The sequence below is a fragment of the Achromobacter sp. SX5 genome (assembly GCF_056711425.1).
On record NZ_CM160041.1, the window covers coordinates 257279 to 278646 of the forward strand.

Sequence of the window (21368 nt, forward strand, 5' to 3'; positions counted from 1 at the left end):
CGCCGCCGCGAGCGCGAGTCCGCGCTGCGCGAGCGCCGCCGCCACCGCTGGATCAACGCGGCCATCGTGGTCGCGCCGGTGGCGCTGGCGCTGGCCTACGTGCTGTTCGTCGCCACGCCGCGCTACGAGGCGGAGTCGCGCTTCTTCGTGCAGTCCGCCTCCGGCCAGCAGGGCGGCGGCGGGGCCGCCAGCCTGATCACCACGGGCAATATGGGCGGCATGCTGGGCGGTTTCGTCGACGGCTGGGCGGTCAGCGAGTTCCTCAAGTCGCGCGACTGCATGCGCCAGCTCGACCGCAAGGTGGGGCTGCGCCAGTTCCTGGCCAATTCCGGCCTGGACCCGCTGAACCGCCTGGACGAGGACTCCAGCGAGGACGAGCTGTACCGCGCATACCGGGCCGCGGTGCACGTCTCGTTCAACGCGCTGGAGCAGATCGACGTGCTGCGGGTGAGCGCGTTCTCGCCGCAGCACGCCGAAACCCTGTCCAAGGAACTCATCGTCCTGGCCGAGGAGTTCGTCAGCTCCATGAACGAGAAAGGCGTGGCCGACAAGCTGAAGGTCAGCGAAGAGTCGGTCAGGCTGGCCGAGAAAGAGGCGCTGGCCGCGCGCGAAGCCCTGACGGCCTGGCGCACCTCGCACGGCAATATCGATCCGACCGCTACCGTGTCGATGCTGCTTAACCTGTCCAGCCAGCTCGAAACCGAGCTGAGCAGCGCGCAGACCAATCTCGACAAGATCCGCGCGCTGGGCAACAAGGACCACTTCATGCTCAAGCCGGCCGAACTCCAGGTGGCGTCGCTGAAGAAGCGGCTGAAATCGGTGCGCCAGCGCCTGAGCGGCCAGGGCAATACCGAGGCGCAGCAGCTCAAGTCGTACGAGGCGCTGCGCAACACCCAGGCCTTCGCGGATTCGAACCTGACCCTGGCGCAGCAGTCGTACCAGCAGGCGATGACCGACACGCTGCGCCTGCAGCGCTATCTGTCCATCATCGCCCAGCCGGTGCCCACGGACCGGCCCAGCAGCCCGCGCACGGGGATTCTGCTGCTGCAGGCGCTGGCGCTGGGCTTCGTATTGATGTTCATCGCCCGTGTCGCGATGGCTTTGCTGAGGGGATTGCGTCATGGCTGAAGCGCTTATCGAACAACGCCGCGCGCAGGCCGACGCCACGGCGCGGCTGCGCGGCGTCATCCAGGAAATCCTCGGCGCGCCCGATCCGGCGCAGGAAATGGCCCGGCTCGATCCGGCGCTGGCGCAGACGGGCGAGGGCTGGCGCGACGTGCGCCGGCTGCTGGTCGCGCCGCTGGTGCGCGAGCGCCGGCTGGAACCGGCCATCGCCGCGCTGGAGCGGCTGGCGGCCGCCTATCCGGCGCGCGCCGACGACCGCCGCCTGCTGGCCAGCCTGCTGGCGCGCACCGAGCAATGGGACCGCGCCATCGCCGAGGCCGACGCGGCCGCCGCGATCGAACCCGACACCGCGGCGCTGCATGCCGCCCGCATTCAGCTGCGCGTGCAGGCCGGCCGCAAGGCCGAGGCCGCCGAGGTGGCCCGCGCCACCGTGGGCCTGGCGCAGCGCGACGCCGACGAAACCTACTGGTGGCTGCTGGCTTTCGTGCGCAACGGCGACGCGGCCGAGGCCGCCCGCATCGCCGCGGCGCTGGACCCCGACCAGCTGCCGAACGAGCGCGTGGCCACCGTGGCCCTGCGCGCCCTGCTCGACGACGAACGGGTGGAAGCCGCCATCATGCTGGGCGAGGCGGCGCTGAAGGCGGGCCTCGACAGCGCGCCGCTGCGCACCTCGCTCGGGCTGGCGCTGCTGCGCCGCGGCGGCGAGGACGACCGCAAGACGCACGCGCCGGCGCATTTCGAGGCGGGCCTGCAGGCCGCGCCCGCCGACGTCAGGCTGCTGACGCTGTACGGCGAGACCCTGCTGCGCGCCGGGCGCTACAAGGAGGCCGTCGCGCCGCTCAAGCAGGCGCTGGACCTGGCGCCCGAGCTGGAGCAGACCCGCGCCCTGTACGCCCGCGCCCTGCGCTACACGCAGCAGTACGACGAGGCCGCCGACCAGATGCTGCATCTGGTGGAGAAATCGCCCGACAAGCAGATCTGGCAGCGCTCGGCCATCGGCGCGCTGTCGCAGGCGGGCCGCAAGCAGGAGGCCGAGGCGCTGTTCGAGCATTACGTCGCCCGCCGCAACCTGCAGCTGCCGCCCACCTTCGAGCAGGCCATGGCGCAGCTGGAGACGAAGCTCGACACCGCGCCGATTCCGCAGGCCCGGCTCGACTGGGCCTGGTCGCTGCGCGGCGACCAGAGCGTGGACCGCGCGCAATGGGAGCGCCGCGCGCGCTGGGGCCATCTGATGGACCATCTGCTGTTCGACTGGCTCGAATGCCGCGAGGACGACGTCGAGGACGCCATGCAGCTGCTGGGCGAACTCGACACCGGCGAGCGCTTTTTCGCGCCGCTGCTGGCGGCCGGCCGCGGCGTGGTGGTGGCCACCGCGCACGTGGGGCCGATGTACGCCGGTCTCATGGCGCTGGAGCTGCTGGGCATTCCGTCGCGCTGGCTGGCGACCGCGCCCAGCATCGCGCAGAGCAGCTATTCCGCGGCCCTGATCTCCACCGCCGACCAGACCGAGGCCCAGGTCGCCAAGGCCTGCATGCGCGCGCTGGGCTCGGGCTACGTGCTGTGCCTGGCGATAGACGGCGCGGCCAATCCGGCCGCCCCGCGTACCGCTTTCGCGGGCCAGCAGGTCACCTACTCCGGTTTCGCCTCGCACCTCGCGCACCGCCTGGGCGTGCCTTCGGTGTTCTACGCGCCGCGCTGGGAGAACGGGCGCGTGGCCTATACGCTGGAGATGCTGCCTTCGGCCGCGCCCGGCGAGGACGCCGAGGCTTACGCGCAGCGCTGGCAGCAGGCCTATTTCGAACGGCTCAGGGAGCACCTGGCCGGCCCGCCGGAAGACCTGCGCCTGAGTGGCGGGATCTGGCGCCACGTCGCGGCCGCGGACCGATCGGCGCAACGATAGGGAGCGACACGCCTTGAAGCCGATCTTGAGCGCAATGCGCGGCCTGCTGGTCCTGGCGCTGCTGTATGGTGGCACGGCCCAGGCCGCCGATTCCTGCGCGACGCCGGACGCGGACTGTCCGCTGGTCTCCGGGCTGCTGGCGCAGCGCGAAGGCTACGGCGCGCGCGCCACGGGCGGCCAGGGCGGACGCTGGATCGAGGTCACGTCGGACCGGGACGCCGGGCCGGGCACGCTGCGCGCGGCGCTCGCGCAGGCCAAGAAGGGACCGGCGTGGATACGCTTTGCGTCCGACATGAGCATCGTGCTGGAATCGCAGCTGCGCGTGCCGTCCGACGTCACCATAGACGGGCGCGGCAGGCGCGTGGCGCTGATCGACGACGGGCTGGGCGTGTACGGCAGCCGCAACGTCATCCTCACGCACCTGACCATAGACGGCCGCCTGAAGCGGCTGACGCAGGCGGTGAACGTGGCCAACGGCAGCCGCGACGTATGGGTCGACCATCTCGACCTGTCGCGCATGTCGGACCGGCTGCTGAACGTGAAGAACGGCTCGACCGACGTCACGATCTCGTGGACCAAGTTCCATGATTCCAACAAGGTCATGCTGCTCAACAACATCACCTCCAAGAACCTGTTCCAGAACTACGGCCGCGATTCGATCGCGCGGGTCACGCTGCACCACAACTACTTCTTCAACACCGTGCAGCGCAATCCGCGCGGGCAGTTCGGCACCTTCCACCTGTACAACAACCTGCTGGAGAACTGGGACTTCTATGGCATGAGCTTCAGCCTGGAGGCCAAGGCCCTGATCGAGGGCAACATCTTCAGCAACGATACGCGGCGCAAGTGCGTGGAGCCCGAGTTCTACCCCACGGTGGAAGGCGTCAACGTGAACTACTGCCGCTATATCCCCATCGCCTCCGAACGCAGCGCGCTGCCGAACGGCGAATCGGACCGCGGCGCGTACGAGCGGCGCAAGGCGCAACACGGCTACACGCAGGACCACAAGGCCTTTCTGCGGCTGAAGGACAATCTGTACCTGGGCGACGCCAAGCCGGTGCTGCAGGATTACCGCCCCGAGGCCGCGCCGACGCCGCCATACTGCTACGGCTACGAGCGCGCCACGCCGGAGCTGGCAGAGAAGATCCGGCGCTACGCGGGCAATACCGGCGGCGATACGCCGTTGCCCGCTAGGCGCACCGGCGCGGATTGCGCCGACGCGCGGCGCTGAAGCAGGATTTCACTCTATCGGTATCCAGCGATGCCGGCGCCGCGTTCAACGGCCCGCATCGAGGCGCGCCGCGATGGCGTTCATCTGCTCGATCTCGCGCCGCTGCCCGGCGGCAATGTTCCTGCACAGCTCGATCAGTTCGGCGTCGGTCAGCGACGCCTGCCGGCACATGAGGATGGCGCCGGAATGGTGCGGGACCATCGAGGCGATGAACTGCCGGTCGTCGATCGCGGCCTGGCGCCGCGTGGCGGCGAACGACACGGCCGTCAGCACGAAGAACAGGCAGCCCAGCACGAGGTTCAGCGTCTTGCGCGGAAACATGCCGGGCATGGTCGCCAGCATGAAGATGCCCATGGGCGCCCACATGGTGACGGCCATGTAGAACATGTTCAGGTTGTTGCGGAAGTCGCGGCTGCCGTCGATCATCGAGAACATCACGAAGTACATGACGGCCAGGCCGAGCGCCATGTTGATCCAGAACTTCAGGTACGGACGGCCGGCGTGGCTGTCGTGGGCGGAATCGGTTGGGCTGTGCTTCATGGCTGGGGGTATCCGTCGGTGGCGGCCTACGGGTGCGACGCCAGCTCGCTCCAGCCGAATTCGGCGATGAAACCGGTGAGCAGGGCGGCGAGTTCGGCCGGCGCCTCGTCCGGGACGAAGTGGCCGGCGCGCGCGATGCGCGCCGTCTCGACCCGGGCAAAGCCCGCCTGCCGCAATCCGCTGGCATGGCTTTCGAGCGCGGCGGCGTCGTCGCCGCCCCGCACGTAAAGCAGGGGCACGGTGCAGGGGCCGGCGTCGGCGGCGTTGGCGGCGGCGTCTTCGTCGAACGCCCGATACCAGTCGAAGCCGGCGCTCAGGGCGTCGGGGCGCGCATAGGCGCGGCAATACGCCTGTCGGTTGCGCGCCGGCACGCCGCCCGCCGGGCCGCGCAGCGCCGTGTAGAAGAAATCGAAATACTCCGCGACGTGGTCGCGCACCAGTACTTCGGGCAGGTGTGGCACCCGGTGCAGGCCGAAATGCCATAGCGCCGGATCGGCGGCCACGCGCGTCCAGGGGGCTACGCCCGGCACCGACACGCCGATGATGGCGCCGCAGCTCAGCCGCGCGGGCTGCATGCGCATCAGCGCGTAGGCGATCATCCCGCCCACGTCGTGGCCGGCCACGCAGAACCGGTCGACCTGTAGGCGGTCGAGCGCTTGCAGCAGTATGGCGGCCAGGGCGCGCTTGTCGCCTCGCGGCGGACGTCCCGAAGAGGCGCCGACACCGGGCAGATCGGGCGCCAGTACCCGCAGGCCGCTCATGCGCGACATGAGCTCGAACCAGCAGCACGCGGATTGGGGCCATCCGTGCAGGGCCAGCAAGGTGGCGCCCTCGATTTTTCCGGAATCGTAGAAATGGACCGTCAGGTCGCCGACTTCGACATCGTGCTCGATCATGGCGCGGGCTCTTCAACAGCGGTGCCGGCGTGAGTCAGCAAGCGGCGTGCCGAAAGCCGCGTGCGCCCCGGCGAGGGCGCGCGTGCGGACGTATCGACGGGACGGGACACTAGGCGCCGCGCCGCCTGGCCGGCCGGCTTCGCGCCGGCGGCGGTCGGCGGATGCCGACCTCGGCTTTCCATCCGGCCTCCCAGGCTTCGACCTTGGCCCGCCATTTTTCGGGAGATTCGCCCGTGTGTCCGGGCATCGCATCCGCCCGGAAGTAGGGGCAGTCCCATAGGGTCAGCCCCTCGCGGGCGGCCCGCGCCCCTTGCTTTCGGATGTCGTCATACACCGCAGCACCTCCGTGGAAGTACAGGCCCGGGCTGGAAGTATGAAATTGACGGATATAAACCGCAATAGTATTGCCGCACGGGTATGCCGGGCAGCGCCGCCGCTATCGGGGACGCTTGCCCGCGGGGCGGCGGATTCGGTAATCTGGCCTGCCGGTTCGGAGGATTCGACATGGCAGACACGCTTCCCGCCCTGCACGGCGGGTTCCTGGAAAAAGTCCGCGCGGCGGTGGCGGCGGACCCGCGCATGATCGCGCTGCTGATCGGAGGCTCGTATATCCACGGCGGCCTGGACCCGTATTCGGACCTGGACTTCGTCATCGTCTGCGACGACGCCAGCTATGACGACGTCATGGCCTCGCGCCTGGCGTTCGCCGAGCGCATCGGCGGGCTGCTTTCCGCGTTTACCGGCGAGCACGTGGGCGAGCCCAGGCTGCTGATCTGCCTGTATGGCCCGGAACTGCTGCACGTGGACTTGAAGTTCGTGACCGCGGCGGAGCTGCAGCGGCGGGTGGAGCGGCCGGCCGTGCTGTTCGCGCGCGACCGCCAGTGGATCGAGGCGCGGCTGGAGGCCGCGGCGATCGCATGGCCGGCCGCCACGCCCGAATGGTTCGAGCGCAGGGCATGGATCTGGCTGCATTACGGCGCCGCCAAGCTGGCGCGCGGCGAATTGTTCGAAGCCATCGGCATCCTGGGCCTGCTGCGCGACCAGGTGCTGGGGCCCATGCTGCACCGCCGGGCCGGCGGGCCGCAGCGCGGCGTCAGGAAGATCGAGAGGCTGCCGCCGCCGGCCAGCGCGCGGCTGGCGGTCACCGTCGCCGCGCATGAGCGCGAGTCCGTGCGCGCGGCGCTGCTGGCCGCGATCGCGCTTTACGTCGACTTGCGAAGCGACGCGCCGCCGCGCGATCCCGTGCAGGCGATGCCGGACGCACTGCTCGATTACGTGAACCGGCACGCGCCGCCGGCGGCGCCATAGCCGCTATCGGTAGTGCTTGCGGCACGCAGGCGGGCTGCGCATCAGCGCAAACAGCTCGCCCAGCGTGCCCACGCCCAGGTGCCGGAAAGCCCGGTAGCGGTACGTGGCCGCCGTGGTCTGCGCGATGCCGATGCGCGCGGCCGCCTCTTTGGTCGTCAGGCCGTCCAGGATGTGGGCGACCATCTGGCGCTCGCGATACGACAGCGTGGAAATGAGTTCCTGTTCCGAGGCGCGGGGCGTGAGCGATTGCGGAAACAGCGTCACGTGCCGCAGCACCGCGGCCGCCAGGATCGGCGCCTGCAGCGACAGCCAGTGCATGTCGGCCACGCTGTAGTCGGGATATGAATGGTTGCGGTACAGGCTGAGCGAGATCCGGTAGCCGTCGGGAAAGACCGACAGCAGCGACAGGCGCTCGCGGATGCCGGGCACGTCGTAGCAAAGCTGGCGGTAGCGCGCGTGGGTCACGTCGCTGGCGAACTGGTGCCCCATCCAGAACTGGCGTTCGCGGCCCGGCTTGCGCTTGGACAGCCACAGCGTGTTCGAGTCGAGCTGGTCGAAGCCCATCTGCATGTAGTCCACCGCCGTGATGGTGGCGATCTGGCCGATGGCGCTGGCGCTGGACAGCGCCTCCATGCGGCCGTTGCTCTTGAGCCCGAAGATGGTGCAGTGGCTGGCCGGCACGAAGTCTTCCAGGGATTCCAGCACCTGCGTGGCGAATGCGTGCGAGCCGATGGCTTCGATCAGGCGCAGGGCGAGCTGCGGACTGGCCGAAGCGGCGTTCGAGGACAGGCGGGTGACTTTCATGCTCGGGCTAGTACGTCGTATTTTTGTATGACATTTTAAGCGGCGGCAAGCCAGATAATTGTTCGACATCAATGTACGAAAAACCAGGGCTTGCCAATCGTGCCGCTTACACATATCGGACCTTTCACGTATCAACGCTATGCGCCGCGGATGCCTGCCGGCCTGGCCGGGCGCGACGAGCCCGGTCGGCACCCGGTGCTGATCGCGGGCGGCGGCCCGGTGGGCATGGCCGTCGCCCTCGGGCTGGCCCGCCGGGGTGTGGGCAGCGTGGTGATCGAGGCCGACGATTCCGTCTGCGAGGGCAGCCGCGCCGCCTGTATCTCCCGGCGCAGCCTGGAGATCCTGGACCGGCTGGGCGTGGTCGCGCGCTTCATGGAGAAGGGCCTGGCCTGGAGCCGCGGGCGCAGCTTCTATGGCGACCGGGAGGTCTTCCGCTTCGACATGCCCACGGGCGAGGCGGACAAGTTCCCGCCCATGATCAACCTGCAGCAGTACTACATCGAACAGTACCTGCTGGACGAGATCGCCGCGGTGAACCGGAAGCGGCCGGGCACCATCGACTTCCGCTGGCAGAGCAGGATCACCGCGGTGCGGCAGGAGGCGGACGGGGTGGCCGTGACCGTCAGCAACCCCCTGGGCGACTACGACGCCCGGGCGGACTGGCTGGTGGCCTGCGACGGCGGCCAGAGCTTCGTGCGCAACAGCCTGGGCCTGGAACTCAAAGGCGTGGGATACCAGGGGCGCTACGCCATCGTCGACATCGAACTGCCCAGCAAGTCGCCCACCGAGCGCCGGGCCTGGTTCGATCCGCCCTGGGCGCGCGGCACCACGATACTGATGCACCGCCAGCCGGACGACATCTGGCGCGTCGATTACCAGCTGGCCGCCGGGCAGGACGCGGCCCAGGTGATGGAGCCCGCGCAGATCCGGGCGTTCGTGCAGAACCACCTGGACGCGATCGGCGAAGGCCACCTGCCGTGGACGCCGGTCTGGACTTCGATCTACCGCGCCGGCGCCATGACGCTGGACAGCTACCGCCACGGCAGCATCCTGTTCGCCGGCAACTCGGCCCACGCCATGCCGATCTTCGGCGTGCGCGGCCTGAATTCCGGCTTCGACGACGCCGACAACCTGGCCTGGAAACTGGCCGCGCGCATCCGCGGGCAGGCCGGCGACGCGCTGCTGGACAGCTATAGCCAGGAGCGCATCGAGGCGTTTCACGTCAACGCGGCCAGCGCCATGCGCAGCACCGAATTCATGTCGCCGCCGCACCGCGGCTTCGAGTTGATGCGCGAGGCCGCGCTGTCGCTGGCGGGCGCGCATCCGGGCATCGCGCGGCTGATCAACCCGCGCCAGACGCACGCCATCCACTACCAGTCCTCGGCGTTGTCGGCCGCAAGCGATGCGTTCGAGGCCGGTCCGCCGCCCGGCGCGCCGCTGGATGACGCGCCGGTGCGAGACGGCGTTTTCGTCACGGACCTGCTGGCCGGCGACGCGTTCACGCTGCTGTGCTTCGGGCCCGAGCCGATGACGCTGGCGCGGGACGCCGGCGCCGTGCCCTGTCGCGCGGTGGCGGCGCCGGTCTCCAGCCCCGCCGCGCGCGCCTATGGCGCAACCGAAGGAACCGCCTATCTCGTCCGGCCCGACGGCCATGTCTGTGCGCGCTGGCGGCGCGCCGACGCCGCCAGGGTGCAGGCCGCCATTGCCCAAGCATGCCAAATCCAGAGGAGTCCGTCGTGATGTTCGACGCCGCAGCGCAGGACCGCGTCTATACCTATTGCAGCAACGCGATCGGCCAGGCCGGCCGGGAGCGCGAGTCGCTGTTCCTGTCCAGGCTGGCCCTGCTGCTGTTCGAGCGGCTGGGCGACGAGGCGGCCTGCAAGGCCGCCATCGACGCCGCCTTGAAAGACCTGCGACAGCCGTCGCTGTCGGCGGGCTGAGTCCAAGAAAAACACCGGGGGAGAACCATTCATGAACCGTCGTCACGTACTCAAGCTGCTCGCCGCCAGCGCCCTGGCGGGGCCGGCCTGCGCCGCCGCCCAGGGCGCCTATCCGGACCGCCTCATCAAGTGGGTGGTGCCTTATCCGGCCGGCGGCGGCACCGACAACCTGGCGCGCGCGCTGGCCGAAAGCATGCGGCCCAAGCTGGGCCAGCAGCTCATGATCGACAACCGGCCGGGCGCCTCGACCAATATCGGCGCCGACCTGGTGGCCCGGTCCAAGCCGGACGGCTACACCATCATGTCGGCCGACAACGCGCTGCTGTTCTTCAACGAGCACCTGTTCAAGAAGCTTGCGTTCAGCCCCGAGAACGACTTCACGTACGTCGGCGCCATCGGCCGCTTTCCGCTGCTGCTGGTGGTCCATCCCGACTTCCCGGCGCGCAACCTGACCGAGTTCCTGGCCTACGTGCGCGCCAACCCGGGCAAGGTCGATTTCGCCTCGGTCAGCAACGGCTCGCCGCATCACCTGGCGATGGAGTTGTTCAAGAGCCGCACCGGCACGGACCTGACGCACGTGCCCTTCGCGGGCGCCGCGCCCGCCATACAGAGCCTGCTGGGCAACCACGTGCCCGTCATGTTCCTGGATCTCGCGTCCGGCATTTCCTACATCAAGTCCGGACGGGTGCGCGCGCTGGCCATCGGCACCGCGCAGCGTTCGGCCGCCGTGCCGGACGTGCCCACGCTGGCGGAGCAGGGCGTCAACGACGTCGAGGTCTTCGCCCTGCAAGGCGTGCTGGGTCCGGCCGGCATGCCGGCCGAGGTCGTCGCGCTGCTGAACCGGCAGCTCAACGCGGCGCTGGCCGATCCGAACGTGCTGCAGCGCTTCAGCGATTTCGGCTTCGAGCCGCTGCCCAGCACGCCCGAAAAATTCAAGGCCCTGGCCCGCGCGGAGTCCCTCAAATGGGGGGCGGTCATCCGCCAGGCCAACATCGTTCTGGACTGATCCAGAAAGGAGTACGACATGAACTCGCCCCGTCCCGTACACGGTCTGCACCACTTCGCCTGGCGCTGCAAGAACGCCGAGGAAACCCGCCACTTCTACGAAGACATCCTGGGCCTGCCGCTGGTGCACGTCATCAAGAAGGACCACGTGCCCAGCACGGGCGACTATTGCCCGTACGTCCACATCTTCTTCCGCATGGCCGACGGCTCGCACATCGCCTTCTTCGACCTGGGCGACGACACCGCCGCGCTGCCTTCGCCCAACACGCCGTCCTGGGTCAACCACATGGCGCTGCGCGTCGACAGCATGGAGGACCTGGTGGCGATGAAGGCCAGGCTGGAAGCGCACGGCATCGAGGTGCTGGGCGTGACCGACCACGACGGCTACATCGAATCCGTCTACTTCTTCGATCCCAACGGCTTCCGCCTGGAGCTGACGGTGGAGGTGGCGCCGGCCGAGGTCGTCGCCGGCTTCGCCAAGACCGCCCACCAGACACTGCGCGCATGGACCGACACCCAATCCGGCCGGACCGCCGGCAAAGGAATGCAATGACGCTGTCCAACCTGCCTTTGCGTCTGGCGACGCGCAAGAACGGCGCCCGCGACGGCCAGCTGATGCTGGTCGACGCGGCCGGCCAGCGCTGGACGGCCGCGCAGGCCGCTCCGACGCTGCAAGCGCTGCTGGATGATTTCGACGCGCTCGCGCCGCGGCTGCTCGCGCAAAGCGAGGCGCTGGACGCGGCCGGCTGGGCCGGCGCGCCGGCCTTCGAGGCGGCCGCCTGCATGGCGCCGCTGCCGCGCGCCTACCAGTGGGCCGACGCGTCCGTCTACCGCAATCACGCGCGCCTGATCTATCAATGGCGCAAGGAGCCCATTCCGCCGCGCTATGAAACCGAGCCGCTGGTCTACCAGGGCGGCTCCGACGTCATGCTGGGCGCCCAGGACGACATCGAGGCCGTCGACGAGGCGCACCAGATCGACCTCGAAGCCGAGGTCGCCGTCATCACCAAGGACGTGCCCATGGGCGTCAGCGTCGAGCAGGCCGAGCAATGCATCGCGCTGGTGGTGCTGCTCAACGACGTGTCCCTGCGCGGCCTGATTCCCGACGAACTGTCCAAGGGTTTCGGCTTCTACCAAAGCAAGCCCGCCACCAGCTTCGCGCCCATCGCGCTCACGCCGGCGGCGCTGGGCACGCTGTGGAAAGACAGCATGCCCAACTTCCGCGTCCACATCTCGATCAACGGCGTGGCCTTCGGCAAGCCCCATTCGAACGTGGAGACCATCTTCAACTTCTCGCAGGTCATCGCGCACCTGGCCCGCACGCGGGCGCTGGGCGCGGGCAGCATCATCGGCCTGGGCACCATCAGCAACGAGGACCCGGCCGCCGGCAGCGCCTGCATCACCGAGGCCCGCGTGCGCCAGATCCTGGAAGGCGCGCCGGAGCAAGGCCTGCGCCCCTACCTGCGGCACGGAGACCGGGTCCGCATCGAGGCGCTGGACGGCAGGCAATCGCTGTTCGGCGCCATCGACCAGGCGGTGAAGGTGCGCGGCCGCTGAGGCCGGCGGCAGACGCGGCGCGGGGCAGGCCCCGCGCCGCTATATTTTCAGGCGCCGCGCGTTGAGTTCCTCGGCCGTGTGCTTCACGCCGCTCATGGCGGCATGTTCATTGGCGAACACGCGATCGCCCGTGCCGATCTGCGTCCAGCTCTTGTGGGGCGAGGTGCGCACCCACACGTTCCAGCCCGGCCGCAACGAGACTTCGCACAGCTTGTACTCGAGACGGTAACCGTTGAGACTGATGACTCCGGTTCTCATTGTTTTTCCTCCTGTACGGCGCCCCGCCCGTCAAAGGCCGGCCCGCGCGCGGCGCGGACTGCGGGCCTCCAAAGGGCTGAGGTGCTTGCCACTGCTGCCGTGGACCCGGGTCACTTCATAGACCTCGAGCCCATCGTCCATCCACCTGCGGACTTCGCTGATCACATCGGTGAAGACGGGCCTGGGACCGTCCAGAATCCAGCCGATGATGAGCGCCTGTTTGTCGTGTTCCTGTTCACTGGCCCTGTGCATTTCTTCTTTCCTTTTTTTGGCAGCTTCAGGGCCAGCCTAGTCAGGCAAATAACCAGGCGCTATTAGAAAATCGCTTCAAATCCGACATTGTGTATGGGCGGGCCTTGGGGCCTACGGCGATTGCGGGGAAAACGCTGAAAATTGTCCTCACATGATTTGGTGAAAGTTTCGGTTCCAGTACTTGGAACACGCCACAGATACGCCGATATCCGGCCCGCAGGGGCTTCGAATCAGTCGGAATACGAGGTAGCGCCGCGCGCGGCGACTGTGCGGCCGGCGGCCGGCTCGGCGGACACGTCTATCTCGGGTTCGACCGACATGCCCACGCGCAGGCGCGCGGCCTGCGGCTGGTCCGCGTCCAGGCGTATGCGGGCGGTCAGGCGCTGCACGATCTTGGTGAAGTTGCCGGTGGCGTTCTGCGGGCCCAGCGGGGCATAGCTGGCGTTGCTGGCCGGCGCGAGGCTGTCGACGGTGCCGCGCAGCGTGACGCCGGGCAACGCGTCCACGCGGATCTTCACCGGCTGGCCGGGGCGCACGCGCGCGAGCTGGGTTTCGCGGTAATTGGCTTCGATGTAGACCGCGTCCAGCGGCACGATCGCGGCCACGGGCTTGCCCGTGGCGATGAAGGCCCCCACGCGCAGCGCGCGCTGGCCCACGGTGCCCGCGATCGGGGCGGTGATGCGCGTATACGAGAGATTCAGTTCCGCGGCGGCCTCTTCGGCCTTCGTCTGCGCCAGCGCGGCCCGCGCCTTGCGCAGTTCGGCGCGCAGGATGTCGAGCTGGCGCAGCGCGGCCTGATGGGCGGCCCGGTCCTTTTCCAGATTGGCGCCGTGGATGGTGGCCTGGGCCTGCGCGCGCTGCAGCGCCTGCACGGTGCCGGCGCCGTCCGCTGCCAGATTACGGTAGCGCGCCAGATCGGCCCGGGCCAGGCGCAGGGATGCGCTGTCGGCCGTGACGGTGGCCTGCGCCCGCTCGATCTCGTTTTCCTGGCGGGCGATCTGGGCGTCCAGGCTGTCGATCACGGCCTGCGCGCTGGAGACCCTGGCGCGGGCATGTTCCAGCGCGATGGCGAAGTCGCGGTCATCGATCACCGCCAGCAGCTGTCCCGGCTCCACGCGCTGGTTGTCTTCGACCAGCACTTCGGCGACGCGGCCCGAAACCTGCGGCGCGACCTGGGTGAAGTCGGCGCGCACGTAGGCGTAGTCGGTCGATTGCAGGTCCGACGCGCTTTCCGGACGGTTGATGTAGAAAAGCGCGGCGACGACGGTGACGGCGAGCAGGGCGCCGACGGCGGTCTTGCCGGTCTTGAGCTGAGGCATAGGTTCATCCATGAGAAGTAGTAGCGGGTTGCGGCGCCGGGATGTATTGCAGGCGCAGCACCAGGGGAATCATCAGAACGGCCAGCAGGCCCAGCGCCAGGTAGGCGTCGGACGTGGCCAGCACGAAGGCCTGCTCGTGCAATGCGGAGGCGATGCGGGCCGGCTCGATCAGCTGCGTCCAGCCGCCATGCAGCAGGCCCGGGCTGTCGAGCAGGATGTCCGCGTGGAAGCGCTCGCGCACCACCGTGAGCTGGCCGATGGCCGCGCTGCCGGCCAGGGTGCCGAACACCCGCAGCGCATTGATGGTGCCCGACACGTAGGGGCCTTCGGGCGGCTGCACCACGCTGGTGGCCAGGAACAGCAGGGACACCACCGCCATGGGCTGGCCCAGCGCCTGCAGCGTCTGCACCACGATGAACTGCTGCCAGACCCAGTCCGCCGTCAGGCGGGATCCGAGCAGGCAGGCCGCGGCGATCAGCGCCAGTCCCAGCGCGAACACGACGCGCGCGTCGACCCACTTGCGGTACAGCAGCGCGGCCACGCAGGGGCCGAGCAGCAATTGCGGCAGGCCGATGATCAGGCCGATGGGCGCGCTTTGCAGCGCCCGGTAGCCCCAGACGCGGCCGAGATAGGCGGACGGCACCGACGAGCCGGACAGCATCACGATCAGCAGGCACACGAACACCGTGAATCCCAGGCCCAGGTTGCGCCGGCCCAGCAGCTGCAGCTTGACGAAGGGTTCGGGGTGGCGCCATTCGCTCGCCAGATAGGCCGCGGTGAAGACCAGGCCCACGGCCAGCGCCGCCGTGATCAGGCGCGACTCGAACCAGTCCAGCCGCACGCCCTGGTCCAGCGCCACCGTGACCAGGATCAGCCCGATCACGCCCATGGCCATGCCGGGCCAGTTGGCGCGCTTGAAGCGCTCGGCCTGCGACGGGGCGTCCGGCAGGCCCCAGCCCACCAGCGCGCCGGCCAGCAGCAGCAGCGGGATCGCCTGCCAGTAGACCAGGCGCAGGTCCGTCAGGCTGTCGGTCCACAGGCCGGTGAGCCAGGTCGAGACATTGGGCGCGAAGGTGGCGGTCATGGCGTAAAGCGCAAGCCCGTGCAGCCGGATCGGCGCGGGCAGGAACTTCAGCGCGGCCATCATCAGCACGGGGATCAGCGCGCCGCCGGCCAGGCCCTGCAGCCCGCGCAGCGCCAGCAGCAGCGGCAGGCTGTGGACGAACGGCAGCACCAGCGCGATCAGCGCGCACAGGCCCACCATGCCCAGGTGGAAGCGGCGCAGCGACAGCGTGATGGCGAACCACGAGGCGAACGGCATGGCGACCAGCTCGCCCGCCGCATAGACCGTGTGGAGCCAGGAGGCGTCGTCCAACCCCTGGCCCAGCGCGCCGCGGATGTCGGCCAGGGCCAGCGCGCCGACGCGGTTGTTCAGGCCGGCCGTCATCGCGGCCAGGAAGATGCCGGTCAGCGCGACCAGCGGGCGCGCGCGGCGTTCGGGGACGGCCGGGGCGGCCGCTGCGTGCGCGCTCACCGGACCTCCCCGCCGTCTTGCGCGGCCGCGTCCCAGCCGCCGCCCAGCGCCTTGTACAGGGCCACCACCGTCAAGGTGGAGCGGGTCGCGCTATGGGTCAGCGCCAGCTGGCTGTCGAGCAGGTTGCGCTGTCCGACCAGCACCGGCAGATAGTCCGCCGCGCCCTGTTTGTAGGCGGCCTCGGACGCGCGCAGGGCGCGCAGATTGTGTTCGTAGGCGTGCCGCAGTTCGACGTGGCGGCGCTGTTGCGCGGCCCACGCGTTGAGCGCGTCGTCGACCTCGTGCCAGGCGCGCAGCACCGTGCGCTGGAAGTCGATGGCGGCTTCCTGCTGGCGCGCCTCGGTGAGCGCCAGGGTGCTGCGCAGCCTGCCGCCCTCGAAAATGGGCAGGTACAGCGTCGGCCCGACGGTGAACTGGCGCGAAGCCCAGTTGCCCAGGTCGCTGCCGTGGAAGGATTCGACGCCCAGGCCGCCGCCCAGCGTCAGGCGTGGATAGAAGTCCGCCGTGGCCACGCCGACCGCGGCCGTGGCCGCCTGCAGGCGCGCCTGGGCGCGCTGGATGTCGGGGCGGCGGCGCGCCAGTTCCGACGGCAGGCCCACCGGCACCGCCTGCGGCGGATCGGGCAGCTTGCGGGCCGGTCCGAGTTCGGCGTCGAGCTCGCGCGGCGCCAGCCCCAGCAGCAAGGCCAGCGCGTTCATGTGCGCGTCGCGCTGCTCGGCCAGCTCGGGCTGCAGCGCGCGCACCGTGGCCAGCTGGGCGCTGGCCGCGGCGGTGTCGAACTGCGTCGCCACGCCGTTGCGCGCGCGGCTTTCGGCCAGGCGCAGCGCGTGCTCGGCGATCTTCTCGTTCTGCCGCGCGATATCGATCTGCGCCTGGATGCCGCGCAGCTGCAGGTAGTTGCGCGCGATCTCGGCGGCCATGGCCACGCGCACGGCTTCCTGGTCGTACCAGGCGGCGGCGCGCTCGGCGCCGGCCTGTTCGCGCAGCTTGCGCGCATGTCCCCACAGGTCGATTTCCCACGAGGCGTCGAAGCCGGCCTGCCAGTAATCATAGGGCGCTGACGGCGCGCCCAGCGCCACCATCTTGCCGTTCTCGCTGTCGGCCTGCCGCGCATACGAGCCGCCGACGCCGAGCCGCGGCAATTGCGCCGCGCCCGCGATGCCGAGCTTGGCCCGGCTCTGGGCCACGCGCGCCGCGGCGGCCTGCAGATCCAGGTTGGCCTGCGCGGCGCGGCGCTGCAGGCTGGACAGGATGGGATCGTCGAGCAGGTCCCACCAGGCGGCCGGCACCGGTTCGCGCCGCAGGGCGGCGGCAAGCGAGCCGGCGTCGCGCGGCTGCAGGGTCGCGGCGGCGGCGGAATCGGGCGGGGGCTGGAAGGCCGGCCCGACGGAGCAGCCTGTCAGTACCAGGCCGAGGAAGACGGCGGGCGTCCGGGTGCGGGAAAAACGGATCATGGGGCGGACGTAGCGCGGCGGCCGATCGCGCAGGCGGGCCGCCTTGGGGTTGGGAGAATGCAAGTATTCTCATTCTCTTTTAGGCTGGCGTCATTCCACGAAATGGCCAATGTATTTATCAATCCGGCCATGTCGGCATGGCTGGATCGATAAACAAACTGGCCATTGATAGTGATGACGCCATCGGGCCGCTGCCGTATCGTGGCCGCTATCGCCACCTGTCCGCGCCCCATGCAACCGCAAGAACTTCCCCACTCCTACGCCGAGCCGCACCGGATCGACCGGCCCGTGGTCGCGGCCAGCATCTCGCTGGTCACCGAAGGCGGCGAGTATCCCTCGCACAGTCATCGCAAGGCGCAGCTGCTCTACACCGTTTCCGGCGTCATCACGTGCGAGACCGAGCGCGGGGTCTGGATGGTGCCGCCCGGCTGCGCGGTATGGATTCCGGGCGGCATGATCCATCGCGCCACGCCGTCGGGAAAAGTCCGCGGCTATGCGTTGTTCGTCGAACCCGACGCCGTCGCGGGCCTGCCGCAGACGTGCTGCAGCCTCGCGGTGTCGGTGCTGCTGCAGGCCCTGATAGACCGGGCCTGCGCGCTGCCGCGGCTGTACCTGCCGGACGGCCCCGAAGGGCGCATCATGGCCGTGCTGCTGGACGAACTGGTGGCCGCGCCGCTGGAGCAGCTGCATTTGCCGCGGCCCTCGGATGCGCGGCTGGTGAAGCTGGCCGACGCCATATTGGCCGATCCCGCCGACGCCGCCACGCTGCCGCAATGGGCGGCGCGCATCGGCATGAGCGAACGCAACATGAGCCGGCTGTTCCGCCAGCAGACCGGCATGAGCGTGGGGCGCTGGCGCCATCAATGGCATGTGATCGCGGGACTGCAGCGCCTGACCTCGGGGCTGTCGGTGCAGGCCGTGGCCTATGAGCTGGGCTATGACAGCGCCAGCGCTTTCGTGACGATGTTCAAGAAGGCGGTGGGCAAGCCGCCGGGCCGCTTCCTGGCCGAGCGCATGGGGCCTGCGTGAACGCGGATCGTTGACATCCAAACGTCCCCTTTTTAATATAACAAGACAATTCTTGTTTTATTAATCATTGCCTGGGGAGGGCGCCATGCCTGAGCAAGCGGGAAGCTGGGGGGATGTGCTCTCCGGCAGGAATCTGGCGCGCTCCGTCGCCCTGTCGGGCGGCGTCGCGCTGCATGCCATCAACATCTACATCGCCACCACCGTGCTGCCGTCGGTGGTGCGCGAAATCGGCGGCCTGGACCTGTACGCGTGGAACACGACGCTGTTCGTGGTGGCCTCGATCCTCGGCTCGGCGCTGACGGCCAAGCTGCTGGCCGCGGCCGGTTCGCGCGGCGCCTATGCGATCGCCGCGCTGTGCTTCGTCGCGGGCAGCCTGGTCTGCGCGCTGGCGCCCAGCATGCCTTTGATGCTGTTCGGCCGCACGCTGCAAGGGCTGGGAGGCGGGTTCCTGTTCGCGCTCTGCTACGCCATGATCTACGCGGTGTTCGAGCCGCGGCTGTGGCCCAGGGCGATGGCGCTGATCTCGGGCATGTGGGGCGTGGCCACGCTGTTGGGGCCCGCGGTGGGCGGCGTGTTCGCGGAAATGGACGCCTGGCGGGCGGCGTTCGGCATGCTGGCGCCGGCCACGGTGCTGTACCTCCTGCTGGTCTGGCGCGTGATGCCGGCGCGCAACCGCGACGCCGCGGCCCGCGCCGGCAGGCTGCCGCTGGCGCAGTTGCTGTTGCTGACTGCGGCGGTGCTGGCTGTCAGCGTCGGCAGCGCCTCGCCGGACGCGCGCTGGAACTTCGCCGGCCTGGCGCTGGCGGCGGCGCTGGTCGCGCTGCTGGTGCGCAGGGAATTCACCGGCAAGACGCTGCTGCTGCCCAGGGGCGCGCTGCGCCTGGACTCGCCGCTGCTGGCCTTGTACCTGACCATCGGCCTGCTGGTGGTGGGCATGACCAGCGAAACCTTCGTGCCGTACTTCCTGCAGACCCTGCATGCGCAGACGCCGCTGGTGTCCGGCTACCTCGCCGCGCTGATGGCCGCGGGCTGGACCGTGTCGGAAATCTGGAGTTCGGGCTGGCAGGGCAGCGCCATCCGCCGCGCCATCGTCGCCGGCCCGGTATTGGTGCTGGCGGGCATGGTGGCGCTGGCGCTGAGCCTGCCGCTGCACGCGCAGGGCGATTGGCGGGTGCTGGGGTGGATCGGCCTGGGCCTGGCGCTGGTGGGTTTCGGCATCGGCCTGGGATGGCCGCACCTGCTGACGCGGATACTGCAGGTCTCGCCCGCCGACGACCAGGACGCCGCCGCCACGTCGATCACCACGGTGCAGCTTTTCGCCACCGCGCTGGGCTCGGCGCTGGCCGGCATGCTGGCCAACCTGGGCGGCTTGAACTCGCCCGGCGGAATCGCGGGAACCTCGGGCGCGGCGTGGTGGCTGTTCGCGGTGCTGGCGGCGGCGCCGCTGTTGGCGGTGTTCAGCGCGGCGGCTGCCGCCAGACCCCTTCAGGCAGCAGCTGAGCCTGCGCCTCATGCATCGTCCCGCCGGGCCCCGTTGTCTTGTTATCGAGAATAGAACAGTGCGATCGTTTTTTGACGGCTAGCGCGTTATTGATGCATTTCCTATGCTTGTCGCATGTTTCACGAGGGGGCCGATTCCTGCCCGCCCCATGACGAACCGAGGGCCCGCCGCGGGCCGCCAAGCACAGAGAGAACCGCATGAAGAAAACCTACGCCGCCTGTCTTGCCGCCGCCGTCGTGGCGCTGGGCAGCGTGACCGCCCAGGCCGCCCCGGTCGACTACCGGATCGACCCGACCCACACCGAGGTTGTGGTGACCTGGGACCACCTGGGCTTTTCCAAGCCCACCGCCCATGCCGGCGGCATCACCGGCGTGGTCCGCTACGACGCGGCCCGGCCGGCGAATTCCTCGGTCGACCTGCGCGTGCCGGTGCCGCAGTTCACGTCGCACGTGGCCAAGCTGGACGAGATGTTCCAGAGCGCCGAATTCTTCGAGGCCGCCAAGTATCCCGACATCCAGTTCAAGAGCACCTCGGTGACCGACCAGGGCGACGGCAGGCTGCAGATCAAGGGCGTGCTGCGCGTGAAGGGCGTCGAGAAGCCCGTGGTGCTGCAGGCGCGCCGGAACAAGCAGGGCGTGCATCCGATGCTGGAGCGCCCGGCCATCGGCTTCGACGCCACCACGACCCTCAAGCGCAGCGATTTCGGCGTGGACGCGTTCGCGCCGGCCGTCAGCGACGAGGTCCAGCTGCGCATCACCGTCGAGGCCGTCGCCGACGCGGCGCGCTGAGGCCCGGCGCGGGTCCGGGGTTATCGCGCAAGCGAAAAAAAAGGGGCCCGCGGCCCCTTTGCTATTACCTTGCCATTACGTCAGGCGGACTGTCGCGCCGCGGCGTCCTGGTGCTGTTCGAGCAGCAGGCTCAGCGTATTGAGGAACAGGTCCAGGCCGAGAATGCCCAGGCCGATGGTCGACAGCACCGTATTGCCGGCCGCGTCCTTGATGACGACCTTCTCGCTCCAGGCGTTGAGGTCGACGTTGCGCAGGCTGGACAGCGGCACCTTCTGGCCCTGCACTTCCAGCGCGTCGCGCGTCATGACGATGGGCTGCGTGGTGATGTTCAGGAACTTGCCGCTCACGCGCTTGCGCCACACCTGTCCGGTGCTGATGTAGTTGAAGGTGACGGCGCCGCCGCGGGCCAGCGTTTCCAGCACGACGGGCTGGCGCTCGCGCAGGTAGAGTTCGCGGAACAGCTGCTGGAAGTCCATGTAGCCCGACAGGTGCTGGCTGATCCACTTGAACGGTTCGCCCGCGTTGCGGCGATAGGCCAGGTTGGTGGCCATGCCGCTCATCACGGTCTGGCCGGAGCTGAACAGGTACAGGTCTTCGATGTCGGTAAACGGGGTGTACTGCCTCTGCGAGCCGACGATCTGCGCGACGCCGTTTTCATAGACCTCGTAGCTCGGCTGGCGCAGCTTCTTCTGCCACACGCTGGCGGCCAGTCCGCACACGCCGCAGAAGGCCAGGAAACCGGCGGTGCCGAAGAAAAGCGGGGGATTCTTCTGCGGAGCGATGGTGCTCAGGTAGACGACGAAGCCGGCCAATGCAAGGCACACGATGCCCAGCACCACCAGGAAATAAACAAAGAATTTTCCGTGGCGGAAAGTCTTGATCAGCTCGCCTGTCGCAGGCTGAGTGTGTTGTGTTGCCATTACTGCC

22 protein-coding genes are annotated in these 21368 nt (G+C 69.2%); 12 read left to right on the top strand and 10 right to left on the bottom strand.

The features are described 5' to 3' along the window. Positions 1 to 99: 99 nt before the first annotated feature. Genes AC1M14_RS01205 through AC1M14_RS01215 form a run of 3 tightly spaced genes read left to right on the top strand, consistent with a single transcriptional unit; the run spans position 100 to position 4256 of the window. Positions 100 to 1128, top strand: a complete 1029-nt coding sequence (locus AC1M14_RS01205) for a KpsE/RkpR family capsule polysaccharide export protein (RefSeq protein ID WP_168202219.1) — start codon at positions 100 to 102, stop codon at positions 1126 to 1128. After that, on the top strand, positions 1121 to 3025 hold the full coding sequence (locus AC1M14_RS01210) for a CDC27 family protein (protein WP_479730803.1): 1905 nt from the start codon (positions 1121 to 1123) through the stop codon (positions 3023 to 3025). The genes AC1M14_RS01205 and AC1M14_RS01210 overlap by 8 nt, the downstream gene beginning before the upstream one ends. Positions 3026 to 3059: 34 nt before the next feature. Continuing rightward, positions 3060 to 4256, top strand: coding sequence for a pectate lyase family protein (locus tag AC1M14_RS01215; RefSeq protein WP_479731773.1), 1197 nt, complete (start codon positions 3060 to 3062; stop codon positions 4254 to 4256). 45 nt (positions 4257 to 4301) lie between these two features. Here AC1M14_RS01215 and AC1M14_RS01220 read toward each other — a convergent pair whose 3' ends face one another. The 3 genes from AC1M14_RS01220 to AC1M14_RS01230 form a co-directional block, all read right to left on the bottom strand. Beyond that, on the bottom strand, positions 4302 to 4796 hold the full coding sequence (locus AC1M14_RS01220; RefSeq protein ID WP_111826152.1) for a DUF305 domain-containing protein: 495 nt from the start codon (positions 4794 to 4796) through the stop codon (positions 4302 to 4304). 26 nt (positions 4797 to 4822) lie between these two features. Then, the gene (locus AC1M14_RS01225) at positions 4823 to 5692 is read right to left on the bottom strand and encodes an alpha/beta fold hydrolase (protein WP_479730804.1); all 870 of its coding nucleotides are present in this window, start codon (positions 5690 to 5692) and stop codon (positions 4823 to 4825) included. Between the two features lie 109 nt (positions 5693 to 5801). Beyond that, complete coding sequence (locus tag AC1M14_RS01230; protein ID WP_111826150.1) at positions 5802 to 6026, bottom strand: CrpP-related protein; 225 nt, start codon at positions 6024 to 6026, stop codon at positions 5802 to 5804. Between the two features lie 170 nt (positions 6027 to 6196). Between AC1M14_RS01230 and AC1M14_RS01235 the strand changes: the two genes are divergently transcribed. Next, positions 6197 to 7000, top strand: coding sequence for a nucleotidyltransferase domain-containing protein (locus AC1M14_RS01235; protein WP_102773122.1), 804 nt, complete (start codon positions 6197 to 6199; stop codon positions 6998 to 7000). A 3-nt stretch (positions 7001 to 7003) separates the two neighbouring features. Here AC1M14_RS01235 and AC1M14_RS01240 read toward each other — a convergent pair whose 3' ends face one another. Beyond that, on the bottom strand, positions 7004 to 7804 hold the full coding sequence (locus tag AC1M14_RS01240) for a helix-turn-helix transcriptional regulator (RefSeq protein ID WP_479730805.1): 801 nt from the start codon (positions 7802 to 7804) through the stop codon (positions 7004 to 7006). A gap of 150 nt (positions 7805 to 7954) precedes the next feature. Here AC1M14_RS01240 and AC1M14_RS01245 point away from each other — a divergent pair, with 150 nt between their 5' ends. From AC1M14_RS01245 to AC1M14_RS01265, 5 genes are read left to right on the top strand one after another with little or no spacing between them, the layout of a single operon-like run. Continuing rightward, entirely contained in the window at positions 7955 to 9544 is a 1590-nt protein-coding gene (locus tag AC1M14_RS01245) for an FAD-dependent monooxygenase (RefSeq protein ID WP_479730806.1), read from the top strand. Beyond that, the gene (locus AC1M14_RS01250; protein ID WP_479730807.1) at positions 9544 to 9744 is read left to right on the top strand and encodes a hypothetical protein; all 201 of its coding nucleotides are present in this window, start codon (positions 9544 to 9546) and stop codon (positions 9742 to 9744) included. Before AC1M14_RS01245 ends, AC1M14_RS01250 begins: the two co-directional genes overlap by 1 nt. Positions 9745 to 9775: 31 nt before the next feature. Then, the gene (locus tag AC1M14_RS01255; protein WP_479730808.1) at positions 9776 to 10750 is read left to right on the top strand and encodes a Bug family tripartite tricarboxylate transporter substrate binding protein; all 975 of its coding nucleotides are present in this window, start codon (positions 9776 to 9778) and stop codon (positions 10748 to 10750) included. Between the two features lie 18 nt (positions 10751 to 10768). Further along, positions 10769 to 11302, top strand: coding sequence for a VOC family protein (locus AC1M14_RS01260; protein ID WP_102773127.1), 534 nt, complete (start codon positions 10769 to 10771; stop codon positions 11300 to 11302). 17 nt (positions 11303 to 11319) lie between these two features. Beyond that, positions 11320 to 12306 carry a fumarylacetoacetate hydrolase family protein gene (locus AC1M14_RS01265; protein ID WP_479731774.1) on the top strand — a complete coding sequence of 329 codons (987 nt, stop codon included), beginning with the start codon at positions 11320 to 11322 and terminating at the stop codon, positions 12304 to 12306. Positions 12307 to 12345: 39 nt separating this feature from the next. On the opposite strand, the gene AC1M14_RS01270 is transcribed toward AC1M14_RS01265, so the two are convergent. The 5 genes from AC1M14_RS01270 to AC1M14_RS01290 all read right to left on the bottom strand — a co-directional run bounded on the left by AC1M14_RS01270 (position 12346) and on the right by AC1M14_RS01290 (position 17186). Beyond that, positions 12346 to 12564 carry a hypothetical protein gene (locus AC1M14_RS01270; protein ID WP_111826145.1) on the bottom strand — a complete coding sequence of 73 codons (219 nt, stop codon included), beginning with the start codon at positions 12562 to 12564 and terminating at the stop codon, positions 12346 to 12348. A 30-nt stretch (positions 12565 to 12594) separates the two neighbouring features. Continuing rightward, positions 12595 to 12816 carry a hypothetical protein gene (locus AC1M14_RS01275; RefSeq protein ID WP_111826144.1) on the bottom strand — a complete coding sequence of 74 codons (222 nt, stop codon included), beginning with the start codon at positions 12814 to 12816 and terminating at the stop codon, positions 12595 to 12597. A gap of 230 nt (positions 12817 to 13046) precedes the next feature. Next, a complete protein-coding gene (locus AC1M14_RS01280; RefSeq protein ID WP_209165545.1) occupies positions 13047 to 14135 on the bottom strand; it encodes an HlyD family secretion protein in 1089 nt (362 codons plus the stop codon). Between the two features lie 4 nt (positions 14136 to 14139). Continuing rightward, positions 14140 to 15669 (bottom strand): MFS transporter, encoded by a 1530-nt coding sequence (locus AC1M14_RS01285; protein ID WP_479730809.1) that lies wholly within the window; start codon positions 15667 to 15669, stop codon positions 14140 to 14142. Then, a complete protein-coding gene (locus AC1M14_RS01290; RefSeq protein ID WP_479730810.1) occupies positions 15666 to 17186 on the bottom strand; it encodes an efflux transporter outer membrane subunit in 1521 nt (506 codons plus the stop codon). Before AC1M14_RS01290 ends, AC1M14_RS01285 begins: the two co-directional genes overlap by 4 nt. A 168-nt stretch (positions 17187 to 17354) precedes the next feature. Here AC1M14_RS01290 and AC1M14_RS01295 point away from each other — a divergent pair, with 168 nt between their 5' ends. The 3 genes from AC1M14_RS01295 to AC1M14_RS01305 all read left to right on the top strand — a co-directional run bounded on the left by AC1M14_RS01295 (position 17355) and on the right by AC1M14_RS01305 (position 20441). Continuing rightward, on the top strand, positions 17355 to 18152 hold the full coding sequence (locus AC1M14_RS01295; RefSeq protein WP_479730811.1) for an AraC family transcriptional regulator: 798 nt from the start codon (positions 17355 to 17357) through the stop codon (positions 18150 to 18152). A gap of 85 nt (positions 18153 to 18237) precedes the next feature. Continuing rightward, a complete protein-coding gene (locus AC1M14_RS01300) occupies positions 18238 to 19707 on the top strand; it encodes an MFS transporter (protein WP_479730812.1) in 1470 nt (489 codons plus the stop codon). Between the two features lie 143 nt (positions 19708 to 19850). Further along, on the top strand, positions 19851 to 20441 hold the full coding sequence (locus AC1M14_RS01305; protein WP_479730813.1) for a YceI family protein: 591 nt from the start codon (positions 19851 to 19853) through the stop codon (positions 20439 to 20441). An 80-nt stretch (positions 20442 to 20521) separates the two neighbouring features. On the opposite strand, the gene AC1M14_RS01310 is transcribed toward AC1M14_RS01305, so the two are convergent. After that, on the bottom strand, positions 20522 to 21361 hold the full coding sequence (locus AC1M14_RS01310; protein ID WP_111826140.1) for a hypothetical protein: 840 nt from the start codon (positions 21359 to 21361) through the stop codon (positions 20522 to 20524). Between the last annotated feature and the right edge of the window lie 7 nt (positions 21362 to 21368).

Bases quoted from the DNA above. Each gene is read 5' to 3' on its own strand.
- AC1M14_RS01210 (WP_479730803.1), top strand. From the start codon at position 1,121: ATGGCTGAAGCGCTTATCGAACAACGCCGCGCGCAGGCCGACGCCACG.
- AC1M14_RS01215 (WP_479731773.1), top strand. From the start codon at position 3,060: ATGCGCGGCCTGCTGGTCCTGGCGCTGCTGTATGGTGGCACGGCCCAG.
- AC1M14_RS01220 (WP_111826152.1), bottom strand. From the start codon at position 4,796: ATGAAGCACAGCCCAACCGATTCCGCCCACGACAGCCACGCCGGCCGT.
- AC1M14_RS01225 (WP_479730804.1), bottom strand. From the start codon at position 5,692: ATGATCGAGCACGATGTCGAAGTCGGCGACCTGACGGTCCATTTCTAC.
- AC1M14_RS01235 (WP_102773122.1), top strand. From the start codon at position 6,197: ATGGCAGACACGCTTCCCGCCCTGCACGGCGGGTTCCTGGAAAAAGTC.
- AC1M14_RS01240 (WP_479730805.1), bottom strand. From the start codon at position 7,804: ATGAAAGTCACCCGCCTGTCCTCGAACGCCGCTTCGGCCAGTCCGCAG.
- AC1M14_RS01245 (WP_479730806.1), top strand. From the start codon at position 7,955: ATGCCTGCCGGCCTGGCCGGGCGCGACGAGCCCGGTCGGCACCCGGTG.
- AC1M14_RS01250 (WP_479730807.1), top strand. From the start codon at position 9,544: ATGTTCGACGCCGCAGCGCAGGACCGCGTCTATACCTATTGCAGCAAC.
- AC1M14_RS01255 (WP_479730808.1), top strand. From the start codon at position 9,776: ATGAACCGTCGTCACGTACTCAAGCTGCTCGCCGCCAGCGCCCTGGCG.
- AC1M14_RS01260 (WP_102773127.1), top strand. From the start codon at position 10,769: ATGAACTCGCCCCGTCCCGTACACGGTCTGCACCACTTCGCCTGGCGC.
- AC1M14_RS01270 (WP_111826145.1), bottom strand. From the start codon at position 12,564: ATGAGAACCGGAGTCATCAGTCTCAACGGTTACCGTCTCGAGTACAAG.
- AC1M14_RS01275 (WP_111826144.1), bottom strand. From the start codon at position 12,816: ATGCACAGGGCCAGTGAACAGGAACACGACAAACAGGCGCTCATCATC.
- AC1M14_RS01280 (WP_209165545.1), bottom strand. From the start codon at position 14,135: ATGCCTCAGCTCAAGACCGGCAAGACCGCCGTCGGCGCCCTGCTCGCC.
- AC1M14_RS01295 (WP_479730811.1), top strand. From the start codon at position 17,355: ATGCAACCGCAAGAACTTCCCCACTCCTACGCCGAGCCGCACCGGATC.
- AC1M14_RS01300 (WP_479730812.1), top strand. From the start codon at position 18,238: ATGCCTGAGCAAGCGGGAAGCTGGGGGGATGTGCTCTCCGGCAGGAAT.
- AC1M14_RS01305 (WP_479730813.1), top strand. From the start codon at position 19,851: ATGAAGAAAACCTACGCCGCCTGTCTTGCCGCCGCCGTCGTGGCGCTG.
- AC1M14_RS01310 (WP_111826140.1), bottom strand. From the start codon at position 21,361: ATGGCAACACAACACACTCAGCCTGCGACAGGCGAGCTGATCAAGACT.